Origin of the sequence: Cronobacter sp. EKM101R, assembly GCF_963888145.1 — a bacterium.
Lineage (GTDB): Bacteria > Pseudomonadota > Gammaproteobacteria > Enterobacterales > Enterobacteriaceae > Cronobacter > Cronobacter turicensis.
Genome location: NZ_CAWPHW010000072.1, coordinates 38474 through 60514, shown reverse-complemented (window position 1 = coordinate 60514; position 22041 = coordinate 38474). Strand labels below are relative to the sequence as shown.

14 protein-coding genes, 2 tRNA genes and 1 other RNA gene are annotated in these 22041 nt (G+C 57.4%); 5 read left to right on the top strand and 12 right to left on the bottom strand.

The genetic code is table 11. From position 1 onward, the window contains the following. Positions 1–33: 33 nt before the first annotated feature. The 4 genes from AACV31_RS22650 to AACV31_RS22635 all read right to left on the bottom strand — a co-directional run bounded on the left by AACV31_RS22650 (position 34) and on the right by AACV31_RS22635 (position 4948). Positions 34–1062: a fimbrial protein gene (locus AACV31_RS22650; protein ID WP_165156192.1), complete on the bottom strand. Its 1029-nt coding sequence runs from the start codon at positions 1060–1062 to the stop codon at positions 34–36. Positions 1063–1076: 14 nt separating this feature from the next. Beyond that, positions 1077–3548 carry a fimbria/pilus outer membrane usher protein gene (locus tag AACV31_RS22645; protein ID WP_255491317.1) on the bottom strand — a complete coding sequence of 824 codons (2472 nt, stop codon included), beginning with the start codon at positions 3546–3548 and terminating at the stop codon, positions 1077–1079. A gap of 97 nt (positions 3549–3645) precedes the next feature. Beyond that, positions 3646–4335 carry a fimbrial biogenesis chaperone gene (locus tag AACV31_RS22640; RefSeq protein ID WP_165156196.1) on the bottom strand — a complete coding sequence of 230 codons (690 nt, stop codon included), beginning with the start codon at positions 4333–4335 and terminating at the stop codon, positions 3646–3648. Between the two features lie 79 nt (positions 4336–4414). Further along, entirely contained in the window at positions 4415–4948 is a 534-nt protein-coding gene (locus AACV31_RS22635) for a fimbrial protein (RefSeq protein WP_075198845.1), read from the bottom strand. Between the two features lie 559 nt (positions 4949–5507). Between AACV31_RS22635 and AACV31_RS22630 the strand changes: the two genes are divergently transcribed. Then, positions 5508–5595 (top strand) — tRNA-Ser (locus tag AACV31_RS22630). Between the two features lie 47 nt (positions 5596–5642). Continuing rightward, positions 5643–5785: non-coding RNA, RtT sRNA (locus AACV31_RS22625), on the top strand. A gap of 154 nt (positions 5786–5939) precedes the next feature. Here AACV31_RS22625 and AACV31_RS22620 read toward each other — a convergent pair. Next, the gene (locus tag AACV31_RS22620) at positions 5940–8264 is read right to left on the bottom strand and encodes an FdhF/YdeP family oxidoreductase (protein ID WP_165156198.1); all 2325 of its coding nucleotides are present in this window, start codon (positions 8262–8264) and stop codon (positions 5940–5942) included. Positions 8265–8510: 246 nt separating this feature from the next. On the opposite strand from AACV31_RS22620, the gene AACV31_RS22615 reads away from it, so the two are divergent. After that, a tRNA-Ser gene (locus AACV31_RS22615) sits at positions 8511–8598 on the top strand. A gap of 227 nt (positions 8599–8825) precedes the next feature. Here AACV31_RS22615 and phoH read toward each other — a convergent pair. The 4 genes from phoH to efeU form a co-directional block, all read right to left on the bottom strand. After that, a complete protein-coding gene (gene phoH / locus AACV31_RS22610; RefSeq protein WP_041923414.1) occupies positions 8826–9614 on the bottom strand; it encodes a phosphate starvation-inducible protein PhoH in 789 nt (262 codons plus the stop codon). A 541-nt stretch (positions 9615–10155) separates the two neighbouring features. Further along, entirely contained in the window at positions 10156–11439 is a 1284-nt protein-coding gene (gene efeB, locus AACV31_RS22605; protein ID WP_165156298.1) for an iron uptake transporter deferrochelatase/peroxidase subunit, read from the bottom strand. 5 nt (positions 11440–11444) lie between these two features. Next, on the bottom strand, positions 11445–12572 hold the full coding sequence (efeO, locus tag AACV31_RS22600; protein ID WP_165156200.1) for an iron uptake system protein EfeO: 1128 nt from the start codon (positions 12570–12572) through the stop codon (positions 11445–11447). A gap of 56 nt (positions 12573–12628) precedes the next feature. Continuing rightward, positions 12629–13459: an iron uptake transporter permease EfeU gene (efeU, locus tag AACV31_RS22595; protein WP_165156202.1), complete on the bottom strand. Its 831-nt coding sequence runs from the start codon at positions 13457–13459 to the stop codon at positions 12629–12631. Positions 13460–13815: 356 nt separating this feature from the next. On the opposite strand from efeU, the gene AACV31_RS22590 reads away from it, so the two are divergent. After that, positions 13816–15000, top strand: a complete 1185-nt coding sequence (locus AACV31_RS22590) for a NupC/NupG family nucleoside CNT transporter (RefSeq protein ID WP_165156204.1) — start codon at positions 13816–13818, stop codon at positions 14998–15000. Between the two features lie 31 nt (positions 15001–15031). Here the strand turns inward: AACV31_RS22590 and AACV31_RS22585 are convergent, their stop codons facing one another. Next, positions 15032–15454, bottom strand: coding sequence for a DUF3574 domain-containing protein (locus tag AACV31_RS22585; protein WP_185155294.1), 423 nt, complete (start codon positions 15452–15454; stop codon positions 15032–15034). Between the two features lie 117 nt (positions 15455–15571). Next, complete coding sequence (putP, locus tag AACV31_RS22580) at positions 15572–17080, bottom strand: sodium/proline symporter PutP (protein ID WP_165156208.1); 1509 nt, start codon at positions 17078–17080, stop codon at positions 15572–15574. A 412-nt stretch (positions 17081–17492) separates the two neighbouring features. On the opposite strand from putP, the gene putA reads away from it, so the two are divergent. Beyond that, a complete protein-coding gene (gene putA, locus AACV31_RS22575; protein ID WP_165156210.1) occupies positions 17493–21455 on the top strand; it encodes a trifunctional transcriptional regulator/proline dehydrogenase/L-glutamate gamma-semialdehyde dehydrogenase in 3963 nt (1320 codons plus the stop codon). Between the two features lie 56 nt (positions 21456–21511). On the opposite strand, the gene AACV31_RS22570 is transcribed toward putA, so the two are convergent. Next, positions 21512–22000, bottom strand: a complete 489-nt coding sequence (locus AACV31_RS22570) for a DUF943 family protein (RefSeq protein WP_165156212.1) — start codon at positions 21998–22000, stop codon at positions 21512–21514. Between the last annotated feature and the right edge of the window lie 41 nt (positions 22001–22041).

Below are 22041 nucleotides of genomic sequence, written 5' to 3'. Positions count from 1 at the left end.
TGGGGGCGGCGGCACCAGGAAAAGCGGGTAATGTCAGCGAATATTCACGGTTATCGATGCCGAGGCGGAAAACTCGCCATTTTGCGGCGCCTTGCCGCTGAGGTTCACCGGCGCCGTCAGGATATTCACCGCGCCGGTACGCCGGGAGATATCGGCTGAGGTCTCCAGCGGCATCGGCACCTCGCCGGTATTGATGGGGATCACCTGCTCGCTGTTGTTTTTCAGCAGCACGCCGACATCGGCATTACTGGTGGCGAGCGCCTCCGGCATACCGTTCGCTGGCGCGCCGGAAAACGTCATGGTTAAGACGACCCCATCGCTGATATTTTTGCAGACATACGCAATAGCCGTTTTTTTATCCACGAATCCCTCAGGCTTATGGCCACGGGTCGTGAAATTGCTGGCAAAAATGGTGCCGAAATCAACGGTAATCACTTCGCCCGCATTGATTTCACAGCTTTGCGGTACGGTGATCGTGCCCTGCAGAAAAATCTTCGCCATCGGTTCGCTGGAATACTGCCCCGGCCTGACGGTGCCGTAAATAGCCGCCACCGCCATTTGCGGAATGACGATTTGCCCCAGAAATGGCTTACTGATGCGAAACATAAGCGAGCCGCTCTGCCCCGTCGTAAAGCTGTTCAGCGAGCAGCCATTATTTTTTTTATTCCAGACATCGGTAAACGGCACTGTCACATCGCCCACGTTGGCGATGTTAATCGCAGCTTCCAGATCGATATTGTCATTCACCCGAATAAAATACCCGCTGCCGTACTGGATGGCTGGCGCCAGATACTCACTTTTATAATTCACGCCAGGATGCGGGTCTTTATTGAGATCGCTGTCATCGCAGTCGCAATGCGCGCTGTAGCTTTCCGAAGATCCAAACCGTTCAGTAAAGGTTTTACCGCTCTGATTAACATCAGGGTTGGTTACCGTCGTACTCGCATCGACATTAAATATTTTCGGCCCGCCAGTAGTGTTACAGAACCCCGTTGCCGCCCGTGAAAAAGACGGGATAACGGCGAGGCAGACCAGCAGCCCGCATAACATGACTCTAAACATAGTTTGTTCTCTTATTATCGGCATATGGCGGTCAGAGGGCGCAGATCGCTTTCGTCTGGCCCCGCTTCGGGTAGAACGATGGACGCCTGACAGCGCTGTCCGGCATGGTTTCCCCACTTCACCTGCGCCACGCCGTTCTCTTTGACGCCAGACAGATACGCCACACCGCCTTCATCGACGATGCTTTCATAACCGTCAATGCCATCCAGCGTCACCAGCGCGCCAAACGGTACCGGCTCGCCACTGGTTTGCCGCAGGGTCAACAGCAGGCGGTGCCCTTCGCGTGCATCAAAACGCGCATACACCAGCGCGCCGTTATTAGGGATGAGCGTCATGTGCGTATTCTGCGCGTCCACGCCGGCGGGCATGGTGGTGGTATCCAGCGTCAGCTCGTTTCTTTCATAAGGCGAGAGCCAGGGAATAACGGCATAGCCCAGCCAGTCCGTCGAAACGCCAGCCTGGTTTTTAAAGCGGATGTCGCTGGCCCCGTTGGCATCCACCAGCGCGAAGGCATCGCCGAGCGGCTGTGACAGCGTGACGCCATGCGGGTGCATCACCAGCGCGCCAGACGCGCCATAACTCCACTGCTGCGAATCATCAGAGTGGTAATAGCCGAGGCTCAGGTTAGCGAAGCGCGACTTATAATTAAGATCGGCGCTGCTGTCGGCGGTGTCATCGCCGCTCTGCCCCGCCTGGTTATAGCTCTGCTGGAGCGAATAGCTGAGCCTGCCGTCATCCATCAGCGTGCCGCTAAGACCACTCTGGTAACGCGTATCGCCATCCTGATTCTGGCTGACGTTAAACGTCGCCCAGCTGTTAGCCAGCCAGCGGCTGAGCGGCACGCTGACGCCGAGCGCAATTTGCCGGTCGGTCTGAGCGTCCGTTTTATTCCACGCTGAAGAGAGCGTCCAGGTCACGCCTGCCGTTGAAAACGCGAAGCCCGCCGAGAGATTCTGCTCTTTGTCCGTGCGGTTCCAGAAATCACGCTGATAGCCGTTGAGATAAAACGACCCGATATCGTTAAGCGTCTGGTTAATACTGATCTGCAACTGGCTGCGCTGCTGGTAATAACCGCTGTAGCGATCGTCGTACCAGGCCTCGTCGTGATTCGCCTCGTCAAAATCGAAATAGCCGCTGGTGGAGTAGCGATAACCCGCAAGCGTAATAGCGGTATCCGTCAGCTCAATATTCTTGGAATACTGGAAGCGATACGACTGGCCTGATGACGTGGTGTTATTTTGCAGCTGACTGCGCGCATGGGTCACATCAAGCGAGACCGAGCCCCATTCATCCAGCCCGACGCCAACCCCCAGCGCCGCGGCCTGATAAGTGTCTGCGCCCATTGCGCCGCCATACAGCGTCAGCTGATTGTTCAAACCGTAAATCAGCGTTCCCTGCGCAAACGCGGGCGTGGCGTCCTGCGAACTGTTCGGATCATACTCGCCTGCCGTCAGGCTGTATTTTATCTGCCCTGGCCGCTGCATAATCGGTACGGCGGAAAACGGCTGGATGAACCGCCGCTCTTTGCCGTCCGCTTCTTTTATCGTCACCTCCAGATCGCCGCTATGCGACGTGGGGTAAAGATCGTTGATTTCAAACGCGCCCGGCGCGACGGTGTCCTGAAAAATGATGTAGCCGTTCTGGCGCACCGTGACTTCCGCATTTGAATTCGCGATGCCGCGAATCACCGGCGCGAACCCGCGCAGGCTGTCGGGCAGCATGTTATCGTCGGTGGCGAGTTGCGCGCCTTTAAATTTCACGCTGTCAAAAATCATCGACGGGGAATAACTCTCGCCGAGCGTCAGCTGCGAGCGCCAGGGTTTAATATCCCGTTGCAGAAAGGTATAGATGGAATCCCAGTGCGCCTCGTCGTCGCTTTTACTCCATGTTGAATAGTTACGCACCCGCCACGGGCCAAGATTCAGCCCGTTCTGAAGGTTAAGGTATTGCGAGGTATCGCCGTTCCCCACGTCGCTTTGCGAATGCGCGCCGTTAAACGTGTAGTTGCTGAACAGCGCCGGAATTCCATCGTCCCAGTACTGCGGGTCGACATAGCCGCGGGCTGTCCGGCGGAGCGCCGCCTGCGGGATGCTTACCTCCAGCGCCATCTTATGGGTATTAAGCCGTATTGATGCCGCCGGGATCAGCGCGCCAATATCCTCAATGGGCGCAAGCGGAGCCAGTGCCGCGAGCGCCGGACAGGCGTCGGTTTTTACGTTGAGTTCCTCCAGCAGCGCGGGCGTGATGACCGGGAGGGTCTCTCCTTGCGCATTCACTGTCAGCGGAATCGTTCGGGTAAACATTTCACTGCCGTTAAGCCGTATGCGCAGCGGGTAGTTGCCCGCCGGTAGCTGATTTTGCGTGCTGAAAATCGACAGGTCCGCGCCCCGCTGTCCCGGATCGCCCTGCTCCATCAACATCGGGTCAAACCAGACTTTCTCCTGCGCGCAGACGCCAGCGCCGCCAACGAGAGCGTATGCCAGCACGGCGAGCGCTGGTGTAGTGAGACGACGAATGCCGCTTTTCAGGCCGTCATTAAAAAGGTTGGCAGTTTTCTTCACGGCGCATTCCTTGCTGTACGGCTCACAGAGAGCGAGTCTCAGGTTTCGTTACGCCGCCATAGTCGTTAATGACGCGCCAGCTCACTACCCGCCCGGTTTCCGTTGCAGGCAGCGTAAAGCGCTGGCTGGCGAACGGCGCCAGCATGTCGGCGCTCTGAATACGGGTCGCGCCTATCTTCAGGCTGTCAAACACCATGTAGAAAGGCGTCGGGTTTTCGGCCAGCAGATGGCCCTCGGCGAGATGAAATTTGAGCTGTTGGTAGGCCGTTTGCGCGTCGACCACCAGCGCCTGCGGGCGATAAAACAATTTGATACGGGTTTTGACCACCAGCTTAAGGGTATTTACCGCCTCCGGCGATGACGGCGGAATGGCGCGGATATTCAGATAAAACAGCGATTCGCGATCCTCCGGCAAGCCGCCGGTTTTCGCGATACGTAATTCATGGTCTTCTTCAGGTTCAATACGGAACAGTGGCGGCGTGACCATAAAAGGCCCACGTGTTTTACCGTCGCCGTTATCTACCCAGGATTGCAATAAAAACGGGCTGGCAGCGCTGTTATTCTTAATACTTAGCGCCGCTTCTTTTTTATTGCCTTCATAAATGACACGGGTGCCGCCCACCACAATGCCGCCAGCGGTCGCGTTGTTCACCAATAAGATCAGGAGTAAAAAAATATTCGCCCTGAGAATGTATTTTCTCGTCGCACGCATAGTCAACCCATGTCGAAAGAGGAATAATAAGCCGTCAACTCGCGTTAACGGCTTAATGACACATTAAACGAATCAGTAATTAACGATAATCAAAAGTAATATCTGTCGTTCCGTTGGCTGCGCCTGCGGCAACCGTGGTGCTCGTGGAGACATAATAAGCGATGAGATTAAGATCCATCGTCGCATCGGTGATTTCGAATTTACGCTGTGAGAACTGATTCATAGGGATAAGGGTTCCCTCGTCATCTGTAATCGCAATTGCCACGCCGGTCGCGCCGCCAGCCGCTACCTTCAGGTAATCCTTATTGACCGTGTCAGCATCGCCGGTCAGATAAATGCTAAAGTGCGGATTTTCACCCTCTTCCACTACGGGGCAATTTTTCAGTTTGATATTCACCGGGATCGGTGGCGTTTTTACGCCCACGGTCGCGTTGAATTGCTTCACCGAATAGACACCCATATCAACATCCAGCACTTTATCGTCATCATCAATTTCACATGCCTGATCGGTAATTTTGCCGGTGAAATTAATTTTCCCATCCGCAGCTAATGCTGAAGCTGCATTTATCGCCAGAGCACCCGCGAGCGTCATCAAACAGAGATGCCTTTTCATATCTTCTCCATGATTGTTTATCCTAAACCATATGTTTAATAAATAAATCCATGCCACAGTGTAAAGCCAGCGCATATTATCCCCTGCTAAATTAGCTGACAATTCCTGAACTGAATTTTTATTTAACTCTTCAAGATGGATAGCAAAACCGAATCACTGTGTATTACATCAATTCATTCAATAAACAGATATATTGATTCAATAATATCTTAAGGATGAACATTTGCAGCGCAGATATATACACCTTTACAAAGTAGTTGATATTTATGTTTATGTAATTATGGAAAATTAATTAATGAGGATTGCATTATCAGGCAGATAAGTGATTTATCCGGGTTGATTACATTGCATATAACGACGCGCGCGTAGCTGGCTCAGATTCATCAACGGCATTTGTTTGTTCCTGTTACGGACTTGTCGTGCGCGAAATGAGTGGTTGTTTTAAACGCATTTTGTATGAAGTTTGTTTAAACGCGCCGAAAAGCGCTAAATTTCCGTTGACGGCTATGGGCCTTTCCCCTACATTAGCGCCCGTCCCGACACGTCGGGAAGACAATATGGTGAGGTGTCCGAGTGGCTGAAGGAGCACGCCTGGAAAGTGTGTATACGGCAACGTATCGAGGGTTCGAATCCCTCCCTCACCGCCATATTCAAAGAAAGAGCCTGAGCTAACCCTCAGGCTCTTTTGCTTTTATATCGCGCCGACCCGGGAGGGATGAGAAGCCTCGACCCGGGTTCGACCACTGGCGCAGCCAGTGGGACAGTCTGCGAGCCCTGCGAGCTGACTGCCCGCAGGGTGAGGCCCAGCGGGCCGAATCAATCCCTCCCTCACCGCCATATTCAAAGAAAGAGCCTGTACGCAAGTACGGGCTTTTTTGTTTTTATATCGCGCCAGGGAAACGGCAGGTGCGCTCCGCTTACCTGCCCTACATTATCTGCCTGGGATGTTTTGTAGGGTGGGTAAGCGCAGCGCACCCACCATTACACCCGATTACCGCCGAGCGCCCGACGTCGTCACCGGCTCGGCGACGCGCTCCATCGCGATCGGGATACTTTTATAAGCCGGGATACCGCTCTGCGTATCGTGGCTATCCAGCGGCACCAGCACGTTCGCCTCCGGGTAATAAGCGCCTACCGAGCCGGGCGCCATATCGATAACCACCACGGTCAGGTTATTCAGCCGCCGCGAGGTCGGCTTGCCGTCCGGATCGAGCGCGGTCACATTCACCTGATCGCCCACGCGCAGCTCGCGTTTTTCTGCCTCATCGGGGTTGATAAACAACACGTCGCGCCGCCCGGTCACGCCGCGGTAGCGGTCGTTCAGCCCATACAGCGTGGTATTGTACTGGTCGTGGCTGCGAAGCGTCGTCAGCACCAGATCGTGACACTTCAGCGACCGCGGATCCTCATTAATCCCCTGCATCACCTTAAACTGCGCCTTGCCGGATGGCGTGTTCCAGACGCGCTCCGAGGCCGCGTTGCGCAGACGAAAACCGCCGGGCTGCTTCACCCGCTCATTAAAATTCGCAAACGCCGGGAATACCGCTTCGATGGCGTCGCGGATAAAGCTGTAGTCGCCGATCATTTTGTCCCAGTTCACCACCGTATCCGGCAGCGTCGCTTTGGCAAGCCCCGCCACAATAGCGGGCTCAGAACGCAGATGCGGCGACGCCGGTTGCAGCATGCCGCGCGAGGCATGCACCATCGACATTGAATCCTCAACCGTAATGCTCTGTTCGCCCGACGCCTGTACGTCCGTTTCCGTACGGCCCAGCACCGGCAGAATATAGTTGTGCTTGCCCAGCAACAGGTGCGAGCGGTTAAGCTTGGTCGCCATATGCACCACTAAATCAAGATTGCGCATCGCCGGGAACGTGACCTGCGGATCGGAAATGGCTTCGGCCAGATTACCGCCCAGGCACAACAGCGCTTTGGCCTTGCCGTCGCGCATCGCCTGGATGGCCGCCACCGCGCCATGCCCGTGCTTCTGCGGCGGTTTAAAGCCAAACACTTTTTCGAGATTATCAAGCAGCGACTGCGGTGGGATCTCGGTGATGCCCACCGTACGATCGCCCTGCACGTTGGAATGCCCGCGCAGCGGGCAAATGCCTGCGCCTTTTTTGCCGATATTGCCGCGCAGCAGCAGCAGGTTGGCGATCTGCTGCACGTTCTGCGTGCCGTACTGGTGCTGCGTGATCCCCATGCCGTAACAGATAATCGTCCGCTCGGCCTTCGCATACAGGCGCGCGATATTCTGGATCTCCTTGCGCTCCATACCGGAGACTTTCAGGATGTGATCCCAGTCGGTCGCGTCGAGATCCGCCTTCAGCACCTCAAACCCTTCGGTATGCTCACGAATAAACGCCTCGTCGATAACGCCCGGCTCGCCGTTCGCCAGCGCCTCGTCATGCATCGAAAGCAATATTTTCATCACGCCTTTCAGCATCGCGGCATCACCGCCGACCCGCACCTTATAATAGGTTGACGCCAGTTCCGTAGAGCTTAATGACAGCATCTCTATGGGGCTTTGCGGTGAGGTAAAGCGCTCCAGGCCACGTTCGCGCAGCGGGTTAATGGCGACGATAGTCGCGCCGCGCTTCGACACTTCGCGCAGCGTGCCGAGCATACGCGGGTGGTTGGTGCCGGGATTGTGGCCGATGCACAGCACCAGGTCGCAGTGGTCGAAATCGTCCAACTCCACCGTGCCTTTGCCGACGCCGATGGACTCTGGCAGCCCGACGCTGGTGGGCTCGTGGCACATGTTGGAGCAGTCCGGGAAGTTGTTGGTGCCGTATTCGCGGGCGAACAGCTGCCACAGGAACGCCGCTTCGTTGGAGGCGCGCCCCGAGGTGTAAAACTCGACGCTGTCCGGATCGTCGTAGCTGCGCAGACGCTCGCCAATCTCCTGAAAAGCCGTTTCCCAGTCAATGGGCTGATACGTATCGCTCGAGGGATCATATTTCATCGGGTGCGTCAGTCGCCCCTCGCCTTCCAGTTCGAACGCATTACGCTCCCACAATTCACTGACGGTATGCGCCGCGAAGAATTCCGGCGTAGTGCGCTTGCTGGTCGCCTCCCAGGAGACGGCTTTCGCGCCGTTTTCGCAAAACTCAAACGACGAGGCGTGCTGCGGGTCGGGCCAGGCGCAGCCAGGGCAGTCAAACCCCTGCGGCTGGTTAACTTTGAACAGGGCAATCACGTCCTGCTTCACCGACATCTGGCCGCGTATGGCATCGGCGACAGCCTTGAGTGCGCCCCAGCCGCCCGCCGATCCGCCATAAGGCGCGATGCCGATAGTACGATTTCGCTCTTTCATAGTGCTCCACTTTTTCTGTCTCATTGTTGTGGTTTAAGCCTGGTACAGAAAACCGGATAAGCGAAGCGGAAGCGGGGTTATCCGGCGGCGAGATAGGCCCCAATAGCGGGTTTTGCAGGAGAAAACGTCATTTCGTTTAACCCTTAACCGAACGATAAGGAAAGAAAAAAATCTGCTTGACCGTTTTCATGCAGATCCCTATAGTAGCGCCCCGTTGCCCCGCTACGCGTGGCAGCAAGACAATATGGTGAGGTGTCCGAGTGGCTGAAGGAGCACGCCTGGAAAGTGTGTATACGGCAACGTATCGAGGGTTCGAATCCCTCCCTCACCGCCATATTCAAAGAAAGAGCCTGTACGCAAGTACGGGCTTTTTTGCTTTTATATCGCGCCAGGAAAACGGCAGGTGCGCTCCGCTTACCTGCCCTACAATATCTGCCTGAGATATTTTGTAGGGTGGGTAAGCGGAGCGCACCCACCTTCCAGCCGCAAAGAAAACGCAAAAGATAAAAACAAAAAAAGCCCAACATCCGTTGGGCTTTTTCGTTGCTCTGGAAGGCGGGCTTAATCGTAGGCGTTAAGCGTCCGCTGGCATAACGCGGAACGTACGCAATCGGCTTTGCCGAACCGCACGATGCCAATCATCTCATCTTCCTCAAAACGCGCCAGCGCATCGCTCAGGCCAGACTGTACGCCTGCCGGCAAATCGCACTGGGTGATGTCGCCGTTGACGATCACGGTCACGTTCTCCCCGAGGCGGGTTAAAAACATTTTCATCTGCGCGGCTGTCACGTTCTGGGCCTCGTCCAGAATCACGACGGCGTTTTCAAAAGTACGTCCGCGCATATAGGCGAACGGCGCAATCTCAACTTTCCCGATTTCCGGGCGCAGGCAATATTGCATGAAGGAAGCGCCGAGGCGGCGCACCAGCACGTCATACACCGGGCGGAAATACGGGGCGAACTTCTCAGAGATATCGCCGGGCAGGAAGCCGAGATCTTCATCGGCCTGCAGCACCGGACGGGTGACAATTATCCTGTCGACATCCTTATGAATCAGGGCCTCAGCGGCTTTCGCCGCGCTGATAAACGTTTTGCCGCATCCGGCTTCGCCGGTGGCGAATATCAGCTGTTTGCTCTCAATAGCCTCAAGATAATGCGCCTGAGCGTCGGTACGAGCGGCAATCGGCGCATTATCGCGGCTATCCCGCGCCATGCCGATTGCTTCAACGCCACTCATTTGCACAAGCGTGGTGACCGATTCCTCTTCACGCTGCCGGTGGCTGCGTGAATCTCGTCTGAGAACGCGTCTGGCTTCACGACGAGCTTTGATCACTGCTTTCTGTCTTCCCATGGATGGCACCTTGTTAAGTTGGTTTACATGAGCCGCGTCCTGCTGGTGGACGCGATTATGCGCACAAACATTTGAGGTTTGGCTTCCTTTTAAGCCATGAATTGCCGGTCGAAAAGACGCGGTAGTACGGCTACGCGCACCGCTTACCGCATCGTCTGGAACAGGGGGAGAAGCCTGGAACAAGTTTGAGGGGGTGGAGATAACGCTGCCGGAGGAGGGTCCTCCGCGCCGGGTGGTGCGGGTTGCTTTCCTTTTAAGTCCAGTTCTGGACGCTACCATTCGCGATCTCCGTCGTGCTACTGCTGTCACAGTGGGAAACTACCGCTAACACGTTAAGTACAACAAAAATTATCATCTTTGCAACATAATATTTACTAAAAGATAACTTTTGTTTTCTCTCTTCTGATGCCTCTTTTATGACAGAGAAATATTACAGAAATGTATCAACAGAATAGCCGCAGCGGAAACGCGCCGCCACGGCAGTGCGAAAATTGTTAGTAAATGAAACATAAAAAAAACCCGCCGTCGTGGCGGGGTTTTATCAGACTTTCAGCAGGCCGTCTGCCAGGAAGCGGGATTTATCCGCCACGCCCGGCAGCACAAAGAAATAGCCGCCGCCGATGGGCTTCACGTACTCCTCCAGCGCTTCGCCGTTAAGCCGCTTTTGCACCGTCAGGAATCCCTTTTCGAGATCGTGCTGGTAGCAGACAAATAGCAGGCCCATATCGAGCTGGCCGGAATTGGTCACGCCGAGCGAGTAACTGTAGCCGCGGCGCACCATCAGGCTGGACTGCGTTTCAGGCGTGCGCGGGTTCGCCAGCCGGATGTGGCTGTCGAGCGCAATCACGTTGCCTTCGGGATCCTTGCTGTAGTCCGGCACGTCATGCTCATGCTGCATGCCAAGCGGCGCGCCGGTCTGCTTGTCGCGCCCGAAAATCGTCTGCTGCTCTTTGAGCGGCGTGCGGTCCCAGAACTCCACATGGAACTGAATAATGCGCACGGCCTGATAGCTGCCGCCCACCGCCCACGCGGGCTCGCCCTGCTCCGGCGTCACCCACACCACATTGTCCATTAACGGCGCGTTGCGGGTATCCGGATTCGCGGTGCCGTCTTTAAAGCCGAGAAGGTTAACCGGCGTCTCTTTGCCGCGGCTGCGCGCCGCGTGATCGGAGATAAACCCTTCACGCTTCCAGCGCACGCTCAGCAGATCCGGCGTGTGCTTAATCACGTCGCGCAGCGCATGGATAACGGTATCCTGGGTATTGGCGCAGATTTGCAGCAGCAGATCGCCGTGGCACAGCGCCGCATCCAGCGAATCGTTCGGAAACCGCGCCATCTTTTGCAGCTTTTTCGGCATCTGCGACGCAAGGCCGTAGCGTTCATCAAAAAGAGAATGCCCCAGCGACACGGTGATCGTCAGGTTATCCGGCGCAATCACCGGCCCGAGAATGCCGGAATCCATCGGCGGCAAACGCGGGTTCGGCGTTTGCGGCGCCGGGCCGCCTGCGGTTAAAAACGCGATGCGGTCAGTCAGCAGACGGAACAGACGTTCGAGATCCGCTTTATCGCCCGCCAGCACATCGAAAGCCACCAGCATCATTGACGCCTGTTGCGGCGTCAGCACGCCCGCCTGATGCGCGCCGTAAAACGGCTGTTTCTCCTGACGCCCATCCGGCGAAAGCGTGCCGGGCGCGCTTTCAGCCTGCGCGCCATGCGCCACCGGACAACCGCCGGTGACCGCGAGCGCGCCGGTCAGCGCGCCAAGCCCTTTCAGCAGACGGCGGCGCGCCGGTTGCGGCACGCCGTGATTATCATGTTCTTGCATCACGCTTAGTCCAGTCCGAGCACGCCGCGCAGTAACGAGAGATCTTCAGCAAGTGACGTGATCGGCCCTTTCAGCGCGTTGCGGTCAGCGTCGGTCAGCTTGTCGTAGGTCTCAAAACCGTCTTTGGTGCGGTATTTCGCAAGGATCGCATCCACTTTTTTGAAGTTCGCGTCCACTTTCGCGAGCAGCGGCGCGTTCTCTTTTTGCAGTTGCGGACGCAGCAGATTCACGATTTTCTGTGCGCCATCAATGTTAGCCTGGAAGTCCCACAGATCGGTGTGGCTGTAGCGATCCTCTTCACCGCTGATTTTGCTGGCTGCGACTTCTTCGATAAGGCCCGCCGCGCCGCCCACGACTTTACCCGGCGGGAAAGCCAGTTCGCTGATGCGTTTTTGCAGCTCCAGCACGTCGCTGTTAAGTTTGTCGGCATACTGCTCCATGCCTTTGACGCTGTTATCGCCAAACAGCGCTTTTTCCAGGCGGTGGAAGCCAGTGAATTTCGGGTCGGCCGCTTTCTGCTCGTAATCGTCTTCACGGGCGTCAATGCTGCCGTCGAGATCGGAGAACAGCTCGGCGATAGGCTCAATACGCTCATAATGCTGGCGAGTGGCCGCGTAGAGTGACTTCGCTTTAGCGATATCGCCCGCTTTTACCGCGTCGGTAAAGGCTTTGGTGCCGGCAACCAGCGCGGCGGTTTCGGCGCTCACCCAGGTTTTATACTCGGTCACCGCGCCTTCCAGCGACATCAGATCGCTCTTCGCCGCGGCTTTTTCGCCCCCAGCGGTCTTGACGATAAGCTTGCCTTTCGGGTTGCTCAGCAGGCCGCAGGTCATCTCATATTCGCCCGGCTCAAGGTTAGCGGTCATTTTCTGGCTAAAGCCCGGCGCGATGTTTTCGCGCTCTTCAACAACCATCACGCCTTTAAGGATTTCCCACTCCAGCGCCTTCTGGCTGTGGTTCAGGATGATGAACTGGGTTTTACCGGCGTTTACCGTGAGCGTCATCGGCTCGCACTGTTTGTCGTTTACGGTGACTTTGCCCTGCGGAATATCCGCCGCGTGGGCGGCAAATGCTGAGCTGATAAGCGCCAGCAGCGTCACGGAAAGCGCGCTACGGCGAAGTTGTTTCGTCATGACCATCCCTCTAAAAAGTATGTTGTAACTAAGCCGCGCACGGGCGCGGCAAAAAATCAGGCGTTCCCGGAGACGCGCGCATCGGCGCGCGCTGGCAGCGCGTAAAACACCAGCGCCGGGATCAGATAGATAAACCATACCGCCACTTCGCTGACGGTCGGCGCTTCCTGGTAGCCGAAAATGCCTTCCAGCAGCGTGCCGGTGAGCGAGTGCGTGGAAAGCACATTGCTGAAATCAAACGCCACCGCCTGGAAGTGATTCCACAGACCGGCTTCATGAAACGCGCGAATGGCGCCCGCCGCGAGCCCTGCGGCGACAAGCAGAATAAAGAGGCTGGTCCAGCGGAAAAACGCGCCGAGGTTAAGACGAATGCCTCCCCAGTAGAGCAGGAAACCAAGCACCACGGCGGTCGCAAGCCCAAGCATCGCGCCGAGCGGCGGCCAGACGCCCACATCCTGACCAAACGCGGCCAGCAGGAAGAAGACCGATTCGAGGCCCTCGCGTGCGACCGCGAAAAACACCATCATCACCAGCGCCCAGCCGTGTCCGCCAGGGCGTTTCAGCGCGCGATCCACGGCCTGTTCCAGCTCGCCTTTCACATTGCGGGACACTTTACGCATCCAGAACACCATCCAGGTGAGGATCACGACGGCAACGGCCGCCACCAGCCCTTCAAACAGCTCCTGCTCTTTCTGCGGGAACTCGCCGGTGGTTTCATTGATGAAAATGCCGAGGCCCAGGCAGAGCGCGGCGGCGAGAAATACGCCTGCCCACATCACGCCAAGCCAGTTACCGCGCTGGGTGCGCTTGAGATAACTGGCGATAAGGCTGACGATAAGCGCCGCTTCAAGACCTTCGCGCAGCATAATCAGAAAAGGAACAAACATTCGGGCACCTGTAAATGTGAAATCAGGTCAACTGATGCAAAGAAAAGTAAATGGGAGTGAAAGTGATTATCATTACCGCCAGGAGAAACACAAGCGAAATGTGGGGATAAGTATGACGAAGTGTAAAAGTTGCGAAGTTGAGTAGTCACCGAATGAAACCATAAGCGAAATCCGCCCGTCCGGCGCCTCTAACGCCCCTTCCCTGACGCCTGAAAATATTCATCGGGAAAATATTCAGTCATCGCTTTTTCTTATTCCATTTGCCAGATAACGATGCGGGAAATTATGCTTAGCGCGCTGTTTACCGGCCGGTTTTTGTGTGGCTAACTATTTTTCTTTCAGACACCTGCGTAACTATGACAACCATACTGCACTTTATTTTCGCCGTCGTGGCGATCCTCCTGCTCGCCTGGCTTGCCAGTTTTGACCGTAAAAAGATCCGCCTGCGTTATATTCTTCAGCTGATTGTGATTGAAGCGGCGCTGGCCTGGTTCTTTCTCCATGCGCAGGCCGGGCTGCTGGTTATCCAGTCCATTGCCGGGGCGTTTTCCTCGCTGCTGCACTTCGCCGCCCAGGGCACCGATTTCGTTTTCGGCGGCATGAGCCAGAAAGGCCTCGCGTTTGTCTTTCTCGGCGTGCTCTGCCCTATCGTGTTTATCTCGGCGCTGATTGGCATTCTGCAACACTGGCGCATTCTGCCGATTTTCATTCGCGTCATCGGTACGCTGCTGTCGAAAGTCAACGGCATGGGCAAGCTGGAATCCTTTAACGCCGTCAGTTCGCTGATTCTCGGCCAGTCGGAGAACTTTATCGCTTATAAAGGCGTGCTGGCGGATCTCTCCTCGCGTCGGCTGTTTACGATGGCGGCGACCGCCATGTCCACCGTTTCGCTCTCCATCGTCGGCGCGTATATGGCGATGATCGAGGCGAAATATGTGGTGGCGGCGCTGGTGCTTAACCTCTTCAGCACGTTCATTATTCTCTCGGTCATTAACCCGACGCGCCCGCAGGATGAGCCGGACGTGAAGCTCGAAAAGCTGCATGAATCACAAAGCTTTTTCGAGATGCTCGGCGAGTACATTCTGGCGGGCTTTAAGGTGGCGATGATTATTCTCGCGATGCTGATTGGCTTTATCGCCATTATCAGCGCGGTGAATGCGCTGTTCCTGACGCTGTTCGGCCAGAGCTTCCAGCAACTGCTGGGCTATGTCTTTTACCCCCTCGCCTGGCTTATCGGCATTCCGGCGCAGGATGCCCTGACGGCGGGCGGCATTATGGCCACCAAGCTGGTCGCTAATGAGTTCGTGGCGATGATCGAGCTGCAAAAAATCGCCGCGACGCTCTCCCCGCGCGGTCTCGGTATCCTGTCGGTATTCCTGGTGTCGTTTGCCAACTTCGCCTCTATCGGCATTGTGGCGGGCGCGATCAAGGGGCTGAACGAGACGCAGGGCAACGCGGTGTCGCGCTTTGGCCTGCGCCTGGTCTATGGCGCGACGCTGGTGAGCCTACTTTCTGCGGCCTTCGCCGGTCTGGTGCTGTAAACGTAAAGGCGGGGGTCTCCCCCGCCTTTTTTCAGAACTGAACGCACACGCGCTCATCGACGCGCATGACCGATTCCTGCGCGAAGCGCGATTTGTAAATTCCGCGCAGCGCTTCAATCCCCTTCTCGCTCGCGCTGTCATTACTGTGAATAAGCATCAGCGCCTTGCTCGGCTCATGCGCCACCTTGCCATCGTTACCGAGCCACTGCCCGCGCGCGTCAAACACCGTCAGCCCGTCGCGAAAGCGCGGCGTAACATCGTTATCCACAAAGCGCTGCCACTCTTCGCCCGTAATTACGGGGCCGGACGGCCGGTTAAGGCCAAAGTACAGCGTGGTTTGCGTCATGCGGTTTTGCGCGGCGCAACTCTGCGCCTGGTCTGCTGCGCGCGGCGCGCAGCCAGCGAGCGTCGCCGCCAGCGCGAGTGAAACGATAACCTTGCGAATCGCCATCATCCTGTCCTTTTTTGTTATGGGTGAACGCGAAGATAACAGCGTAAATCGCGGCGTCTGGCAAGCTACCGGATTGATGAGAAAGAAAAAACCCGCCAGGCGGCGGGTTTGTTGAAACGCTTAGTGAGCGCGAAGCTTAGACGGCGCGGGCGTGTGGTACTCCTCGTCCGCTTTTTCAAAGCGCGCCTGCATCGAGGCCGACGGCGCTTTGCCCATCAGGCTCACCACCACGATACCGAGGCTTGCGAAGATAAAGCCCGGAATAATTTCGTAAAGGTTAAACCACGCGAACTGTTTCCAGACGATAACCGTCACCGCGCCGATGATCATGCCCGCCAGCGCGCCGTTGCGCGTCATACGCGACCACATCACCGAGAGCAGCACCACCGGGCCGAAGGCCGCGCCAAAGCCCGCCCACGCGTAGCTCACCAGGCCCAGCACGCGGTTTTCCGGGTTCGCCGCCAGCGCAATCGCGACCAGCGCCACCACCAGCACCATCATACGACCGACCCATACCAGCTCTTTCTGGCTCGCGCCTTTACGCAGGAACGCTTTGTAGAGATCTTCCGTAATGGCGCTGGAGCAGACCAGCAGCTGGCAGCTCAGCGTTGACATCACCGCCGCAAGAATCGCCGACAGCAGGATACCGGCAATCCACGGGTTAAAGAGGATCTGCGCCAGTTCGATAAACACACGCTCGCCGTTCTGGTTCACCGCCGCGGCCTGATCCGGATGCTCGGTAAAGTAGGCGATACCGAAGAAGCCAACGGCCACGGCGCCTGCAAGGCACAGGATCATCCAGGTCATGGAGATGCGACGTGCGTGCACGATGGTATGGTGAGAATCCGCCGCCATAAAGCGCGCCAGGATATGCGGCTGGCCGAAGTAGCCCAGTCCCCAGCCCATCAGCGAAATAATCGCCACCAGGTTGAGTCCTTTGAGCATATCGATATTTTCGATGCTCTTCTGCTTAATGACCGCCAGCGAATCGTCCAGGCCGCCGACTGCGAAAATCACGATAACCGGCGTCAGGATCAGCGCGAAAATCATCAGGCTCGCCTGCACGGTATCGGTCCAGCTCACCGCCAGGAACCCGCCGATAAAGGTATAAAGGATGGTTGCTGCGGCACCTGCCCAGAGCGCGGTTTCATAGCTCATGCCGAACGTGCTTTCGAACAGGCGCGCGCCCGCCACGATGCCGGAGGCGCAGTAGATAGTGAAGAACAGTAAAATCACCAGCGCCGAGATAATCCGCAGCAGACGGCTCTTATCTTCAAAACGGCCGGTGAAATAATCCGGTAACGTCAGGGCGTTATTGTTGTGCTCGGTATGAACGCGCAGACGCCCCGCCACCAGCTTCCAGTTAACCCAGGCCCCGAGCGTCAGCCCGATGGCGATCCAGCTTTCGGAGATCCCGGAGAGAAACACCGCGCCCGGCAGGCCCATCAGCAGCCAGCCCGACATATCCGACGCGCCCGCAGACAGCGCGGTGACGACGCTCCCCAGACTGCGCCCGCCGAGAATGTAATCATCAAAGTTTTTGGTGGAACGCCACGCAATAAACCCAATCAGTATCATCCCCAAAATATAAATAAAGAAAGTCACCAGCATCGGTGTACTCGTCGTCATTTCACTTCTCCGCGTTATTGCCGGGTCGCCCCGTTTATCACCGCCGGAACGTAGCGGTGGCGTTATTGTCGTTTCGTGTGGCGGCAGTATCCTGCCGGAAGCGTTTTTTATTCACAATCGATTTAACACACCATTCACATGTTTTGCATCTGTGAAACCTGTACATTTTTTGAGAGGTTGCACTCGCTCACGCTTTTCCGGGTTGCACCTGTAAAAAATGTTAACCAGCCCCGAATTCTGAGCTTATAACCGCCTTTTAGCCCATGCGTCATAGCGATTTCATATTTAACATTTCATTCATTTTTAAGCTTGCTGGTGAGGTCACAATTAACAAGGTTGCACAAAGTTGCAACATGATGGATATTGCCGATCGTTCCCCTTTTTATACAGACCGAGACACAGGAGTAAGGGCATGGGCACCACTACGATGGGGGTCAAGCTGGACGACGCCACCCGCGAGCGCATTAAATCCGCCGCGACGAAAATCGACCGCACGCCGCACTGGCTGATTAAGCAGGCCATTTTTAATTATCTGGAACAGCTGGAAAACAGCGACGGCCTGCCGGAGCTGCCTGCGCTGCTGGCGGGCGCGGCGAACGAAAGCGACGAGGCCGCAGCGCCGGTGGAAGAGAGCCACCAGCCTTTCCTCGAATTCGCCGAGCAGATCCAGCCGCAGTCTGTCAGCCGTGCGGCTATTACCGCCGCCTGGCGACGTGCGGAAACCGACGCGGTGCCGATGCTGCTGGAGCAGGCCCGCCTGCCGCAGCCGGTCGCGGAAAAAACCCACCAGCTCGCCTGGAGCCTTGCCGAAAAGCTGCGCAACCAGAAAACCGCCTCCGGCCGCGCCGGTATGGTACAGAGCCTGTTGCAGGAGTTTTCACTCTCCTCGCAGGAGGGCGTGGCGCTGATGTGCCTTGCTGAAGCGCTGCTGCGTATTCCGGATAAAGCCACGCGAGATGCCCTGATCCGCGACAAAATCAGTAATGGCAACTGGCACTCGCACATTGGCCGCAGCCCGTCGCTGTTCGTCAACGCCGCCACCTGGGGCCTGCTGTTTACCGGCCGTCTGGTCTCGACCCACAACGAAGCCAGCCTGTCGCGCTCGCTCAACCGCATCATCGGCAAGAGCGGCGAGCCGCTGATCCGCAAAGGCGTGGATATGGCGATGCGCCTGATGGGCGAGCAGTTCGTGACCGGCGAAACCATCGCCGAGGCCCTGGCCAACGCCCGTAAGCTTGAAGAGAAAGGCTTCCGTTACTCCTACGATATGCTGGGCGAAGCGGCGCTCACCGCCGCCGACGCACAGGCCTATATGGTCTCTTACCAGCAGGCTATTCACGCCATCGGCAAAGCCTCTAACGGACGCGGCATTTATGAAGGGCCGGGTATTTCGATTAAGCTCTCCGCCCTGCACCCGCGCTACAGCCGCGCGCAGTACGATCGCGTGATGGAAGAGCTCTACCCGCGCCTGAAATCCCTGACGCTGCTGGCGCGCCAGTATGACATCGGCATTAACATCGACGCCGAAGAGGCCGACCGTCTGGAAATCTCCCTCGATCTGCTGGAAAAACTCTGCTTCGAACCGGAGCTGGCGGGCTGGAACGGCATCGGGTTTGTAATTCAGGCGTACCAGAAGCGCTGCCCGTTCGTTATCGATTATCTGATCGATCTCGCCACTCGCAGCCGCCGTCGTCTGATGATCCGTCTGGTGAAAGGCGCCTACTGGGACAGCGAAATCAAGCGCGCCCAGATGGAAGGCCTTGAGGGCTACCCGGTTTACACCCGCAAGGTTTACACCGACATCTCCTACCTCGCCTGCGCCAAGAAACTGCTGGCGGTGCCGAACCTGATTTACCCGCAGTTCGCCACGCACAACGCCCATACGCTGGCAGCAATCTACAGCCTGGCGGGCCAGAACTACTACCCTGGACAGTATGAATTCCAGTGCCTGCATGGCATGGGCGAGCCGCTCTACGAACAGGTGGTCGGTAAAATCAGCGACGGCAAACTCAACCGTCCGTGCCGTATCTATGCGCCGGTCGGCACCCATGAAACGCTGCTGGCCTACCTGGTGCGCCGTCTGCTGGAAAATGGCGCCAACACCTCGTTTGTGAACCGCATCGCCGATAATACGCTGTCGCTGGACGATCTGGTGGCCGACCCGGTCAGCGCGGTCGAACAGCTGGCGGCGCAGGAAGGCCGCGTCGGTCTGCCGCACCCGAAAATTCCGCTGCCGCAGGATCTCTACGGCGAAGGGCGCGTTAACTCCGCCGGGCTTGATCTGGCGAACGAACACCGCCTGGCGTCGCTCTCCTCGTCGCTGCTGAACAGCGCGCTGCAAAAATGGCGCGCCCTGCCGATGCTGGAAGACGCCGTGGACGATGGCGAACTGGCGCCGGTAATCAACCCCGCCGAGCCGCGCGATATCGTCGGTTACGCCCGTGAAGCCACCGAAGCCGAAGTGGCGCAGGCGCTGCAAAGCGCGGTCAACAACGCGCCTATCTGGTTCGCCACCCCGCCGCAGGAGCGCGCCGCTATCCTTGAGCGCGCCGCCGTGCTGATGGAAGACCAGACCCAGACGCTGATTGGCATTCTGGTGCGCGAAGCCGGTAAAACCTTCGCCAACGCCATTGCCGAAGTGCGCGAAGCGGTCGACTTCCTGCGCTATTACGCAGGCCAGGTCCGCGATGATTTCGATAACGAAACCCATCGCCCGCTCGGGCCGGTGGTCTGTATCAGCCCGTGGAACTTCCCGCTGGCTATCTTTACCGGCCAGGTGGCCGCCGCGCTTGCCGCAGGCAACAGCGTGCTGGCGAAACCGGCGGAGCAGACGCCGCTTATCGCCGCCCAGGGGATTCAGATCCTGCTGGATGCAGGCGTGCCGCAGGGCGTGGTACAGCTGCTGCCAGGGCGCGGCGAAACCGTGGGCGCGCAGTTGACGGGCGATCCGCGCGTACGCGGCGTGATGTTCACCGGTTCAACGGAAGTGGCGACGCTTTTGCAGCGCAACATTGCAGACCGTCTCGATCCGCAGGGCCGCCCGACGCCGCTTATCGCGGAAACCGGCGGGCTGAACGCCATGATTGTCGACTCCTCCGCGCTCACTGAGCAGGTGGTCGTGGACGTCGTCGCCTCGGCGTTCGACAGCGCCGGTCAGCGCTGCTCGGCGCTGCGCGTGCTCTGCCTTCAGGAAGAGATCGCCGACCACACCCTGACCATGCTGAAAGGCGCGATGGCCGAGTGCCGGATGGGCAACCCTGGCCGTCTGACGACGGACATCGGGCCGGTTATCGACGCCGACGCCAAAGCCGGTATCGAGCGCCACATCCAGACAATGCGCGCCAAAGGCCGCAAAGTCTTCCAGGCCGCGCGCGACAACAGCCTTGATGCGCGTGAATGGCAGACCGGCACGTTTGTCACGCCGACGCTGATTGAGCTCGAAAGCTTTGATGAGATGAAAAAAGAGGTCTTCGGCCCGGTGTTGCACGTGGTGCGCTACAACCGCAACAACCTGGCGGGGCTGATTGAGCAGATCAACAAAGCGGGCTACGGCCTGACGCTCGGCGTACACACGCGTATTGATGAAACTATCGCGCAGGTGACCGGCAGCGCGCACGTCGGCAACCTGTATGTGAACCGCAATATGGTCGGCGCCGTGGTCGGCGTGCAGCCGTTCGGCGGCGAAGGGCTGTCCGGCACCGGGCCGAAAGCGGGCGGGCCGCTCTATCTCTACCGCCTGCTGGCGAGCCGTCCGGAAGCGGCGGTGCAGACGACGCTTGAGCGTCACGACGCCCGCTACGCCCAGGACGCGCAGGTCAAAGCGCTGATTACGCGCCCGCATCAGGCGCTGACCGAATGGGCCGCAGGCCGTCCGGAGCTTAAAGCGTTATGCGAGCGCTACCTTGCTCTGTCGCAAAGTGGCGTGCAGCGCACCCTGCCGGGCCCGACCGGCGAGCGCAACACGTATACCCTGCTGCCGCGCGAGCGCGTGCTGTGCCTGGCGGATAACGAGCAGGACTTGCTGGTGCAGCTCGCCGCGGCCACCAGCGCGGGCAGCCGCGTACTGTGGGTTGACGAGCCGCTGCAACGCACGCTGGCCAAACAGCTTCCGGCCGCCGTGAACGCGATTATCGACTTTGCCAAACCGGACGTGCTGTTCAGCCAGTTCTTCGATGCGGTGATTTATCACGGCGATTCCGACCAGCTGCGCGCGCTGTGTGAGAAAGTAGCCGCGCGCGAGGGCGCGATTGTTTCGGTTCAGGGCTTCGCACGCGGAGAAACCAACCTGCTGCTGGAGCGCCTGTGGCTTGAGCGTTCGCTTAGCGTCAACACCGCCGCCGCAGGCGGCAACGCCAGCCTGATGACCATCGGCTGACGGTTAATAAACACGAAAGGCGCCCGCGGGCGCCTTTTTCTTTGGGAGAGGAAGTATTAACGTATATCTCCGGGTTTGATAAGCGGCTGCTTTTGCAGCTCGCCATCACGCATCACTTGATATCGATATTGATCAATCAAAAATATCTGCTCACCCGCACGGTTTTGCGTCACAACCATCAGCAGGTTTTTATCGATACAGCGAGAAGGGCTTTTTATTTCTTCAAAGCACAACCGATCGGCGTCACCTTCCGGTTGATAACCCTCCCCGAAGGCATAGACGAAGTAATCTAACGCGCCGCGAGGGTTATCGATTTTGAGGGAATAGTGCTTAATCAGACGTTTTTCATTATCACGCCACCAGGCTATTTTATCGCAATCGCGCCAGGGCAGACGCTCCACAATCACCGCCGCTGTATAGGGGTTTTGATGCACCGCGATAATGTTTACAGAGCGGCCTGGAATAAAGCTCAACGCCACCGTGGCCGCGATAATCCCCGTTGCTAGTCCTAATCCTTTGCTCAGGCTAAAAGCGGCATTACCCATCTGTATAACTCCCTGTTAATGACAGATCTTATTTCCGCTTA

Bases quoted from the DNA above. Each gene is read 5' to 3' on its own strand.
- putA (WP_165156210.1), top strand. From the start codon at position 17,493: ATGGGCACCACTACGATGGGGGTCAAGCTGGACGACGCCACCCGCGAG.
- AACV31_RS22570 (WP_165156212.1), bottom strand. From the start codon at position 22,000: ATGGGTAATGCCGCTTTTAGCCTGAGCAAAGGATTAGGACTAGCAACG.
- AACV31_RS22590 (WP_165156204.1), top strand. From the start codon at position 13,816: ATGACAACCATACTGCACTTTATTTTCGCCGTCGTGGCGATCCTCCTG.
- efeU (WP_165156202.1), bottom strand. From the start codon at position 13,459: ATGTTTGTTCCTTTTCTGATTATGCTGCGCGAAGGTCTTGAAGCGGCG.
- efeB (WP_165156298.1), bottom strand. From the start codon at position 11,439: ATGCAAGAACATGATAATCACGGCGTGCCGCAACCGGCGCGCCGCCGT.
- putP (WP_165156208.1), bottom strand. From the start codon at position 17,080: ATGACGACGAGTACACCGATGCTGGTGACTTTCTTTATTTATATTTTG.
- AACV31_RS22635 (WP_075198845.1), bottom strand. From the start codon at position 4,948: ATGAAAAGGCATCTCTGTTTGATGACGCTCGCGGGTGCTCTGGCGATA.
- AACV31_RS22585 (WP_185155294.1), bottom strand. From the start codon at position 15,454: ATGATGGCGATTCGCAAGGTTATCGTTTCACTCGCGCTGGCGGCGACG.
- phoH (WP_041923414.1), bottom strand. From the start codon at position 9,614: ATGGGAAGACAGAAAGCAGTGATCAAAGCTCGTCGTGAAGCCAGACGC.
- AACV31_RS22650 (WP_165156192.1), bottom strand. From the start codon at position 1,062: ATGTTTAGAGTCATGTTATGCGGGCTGCTGGTCTGCCTCGCCGTTATC.
- AACV31_RS22640 (WP_165156196.1), bottom strand. From the start codon at position 4,335: ATGCGTGCGACGAGAAAATACATTCTCAGGGCGAATATTTTTTTACTC.
- AACV31_RS22620 (WP_165156198.1), bottom strand. From the start codon at position 8,264: ATGAAAGAGCGAAATCGTACTATCGGCATCGCGCCTTATGGCGGATCG.
- efeO (WP_165156200.1), bottom strand. From the start codon at position 12,572: ATGACGAAACAACTTCGCCGTAGCGCGCTTTCCGTGACGCTGCTGGCG.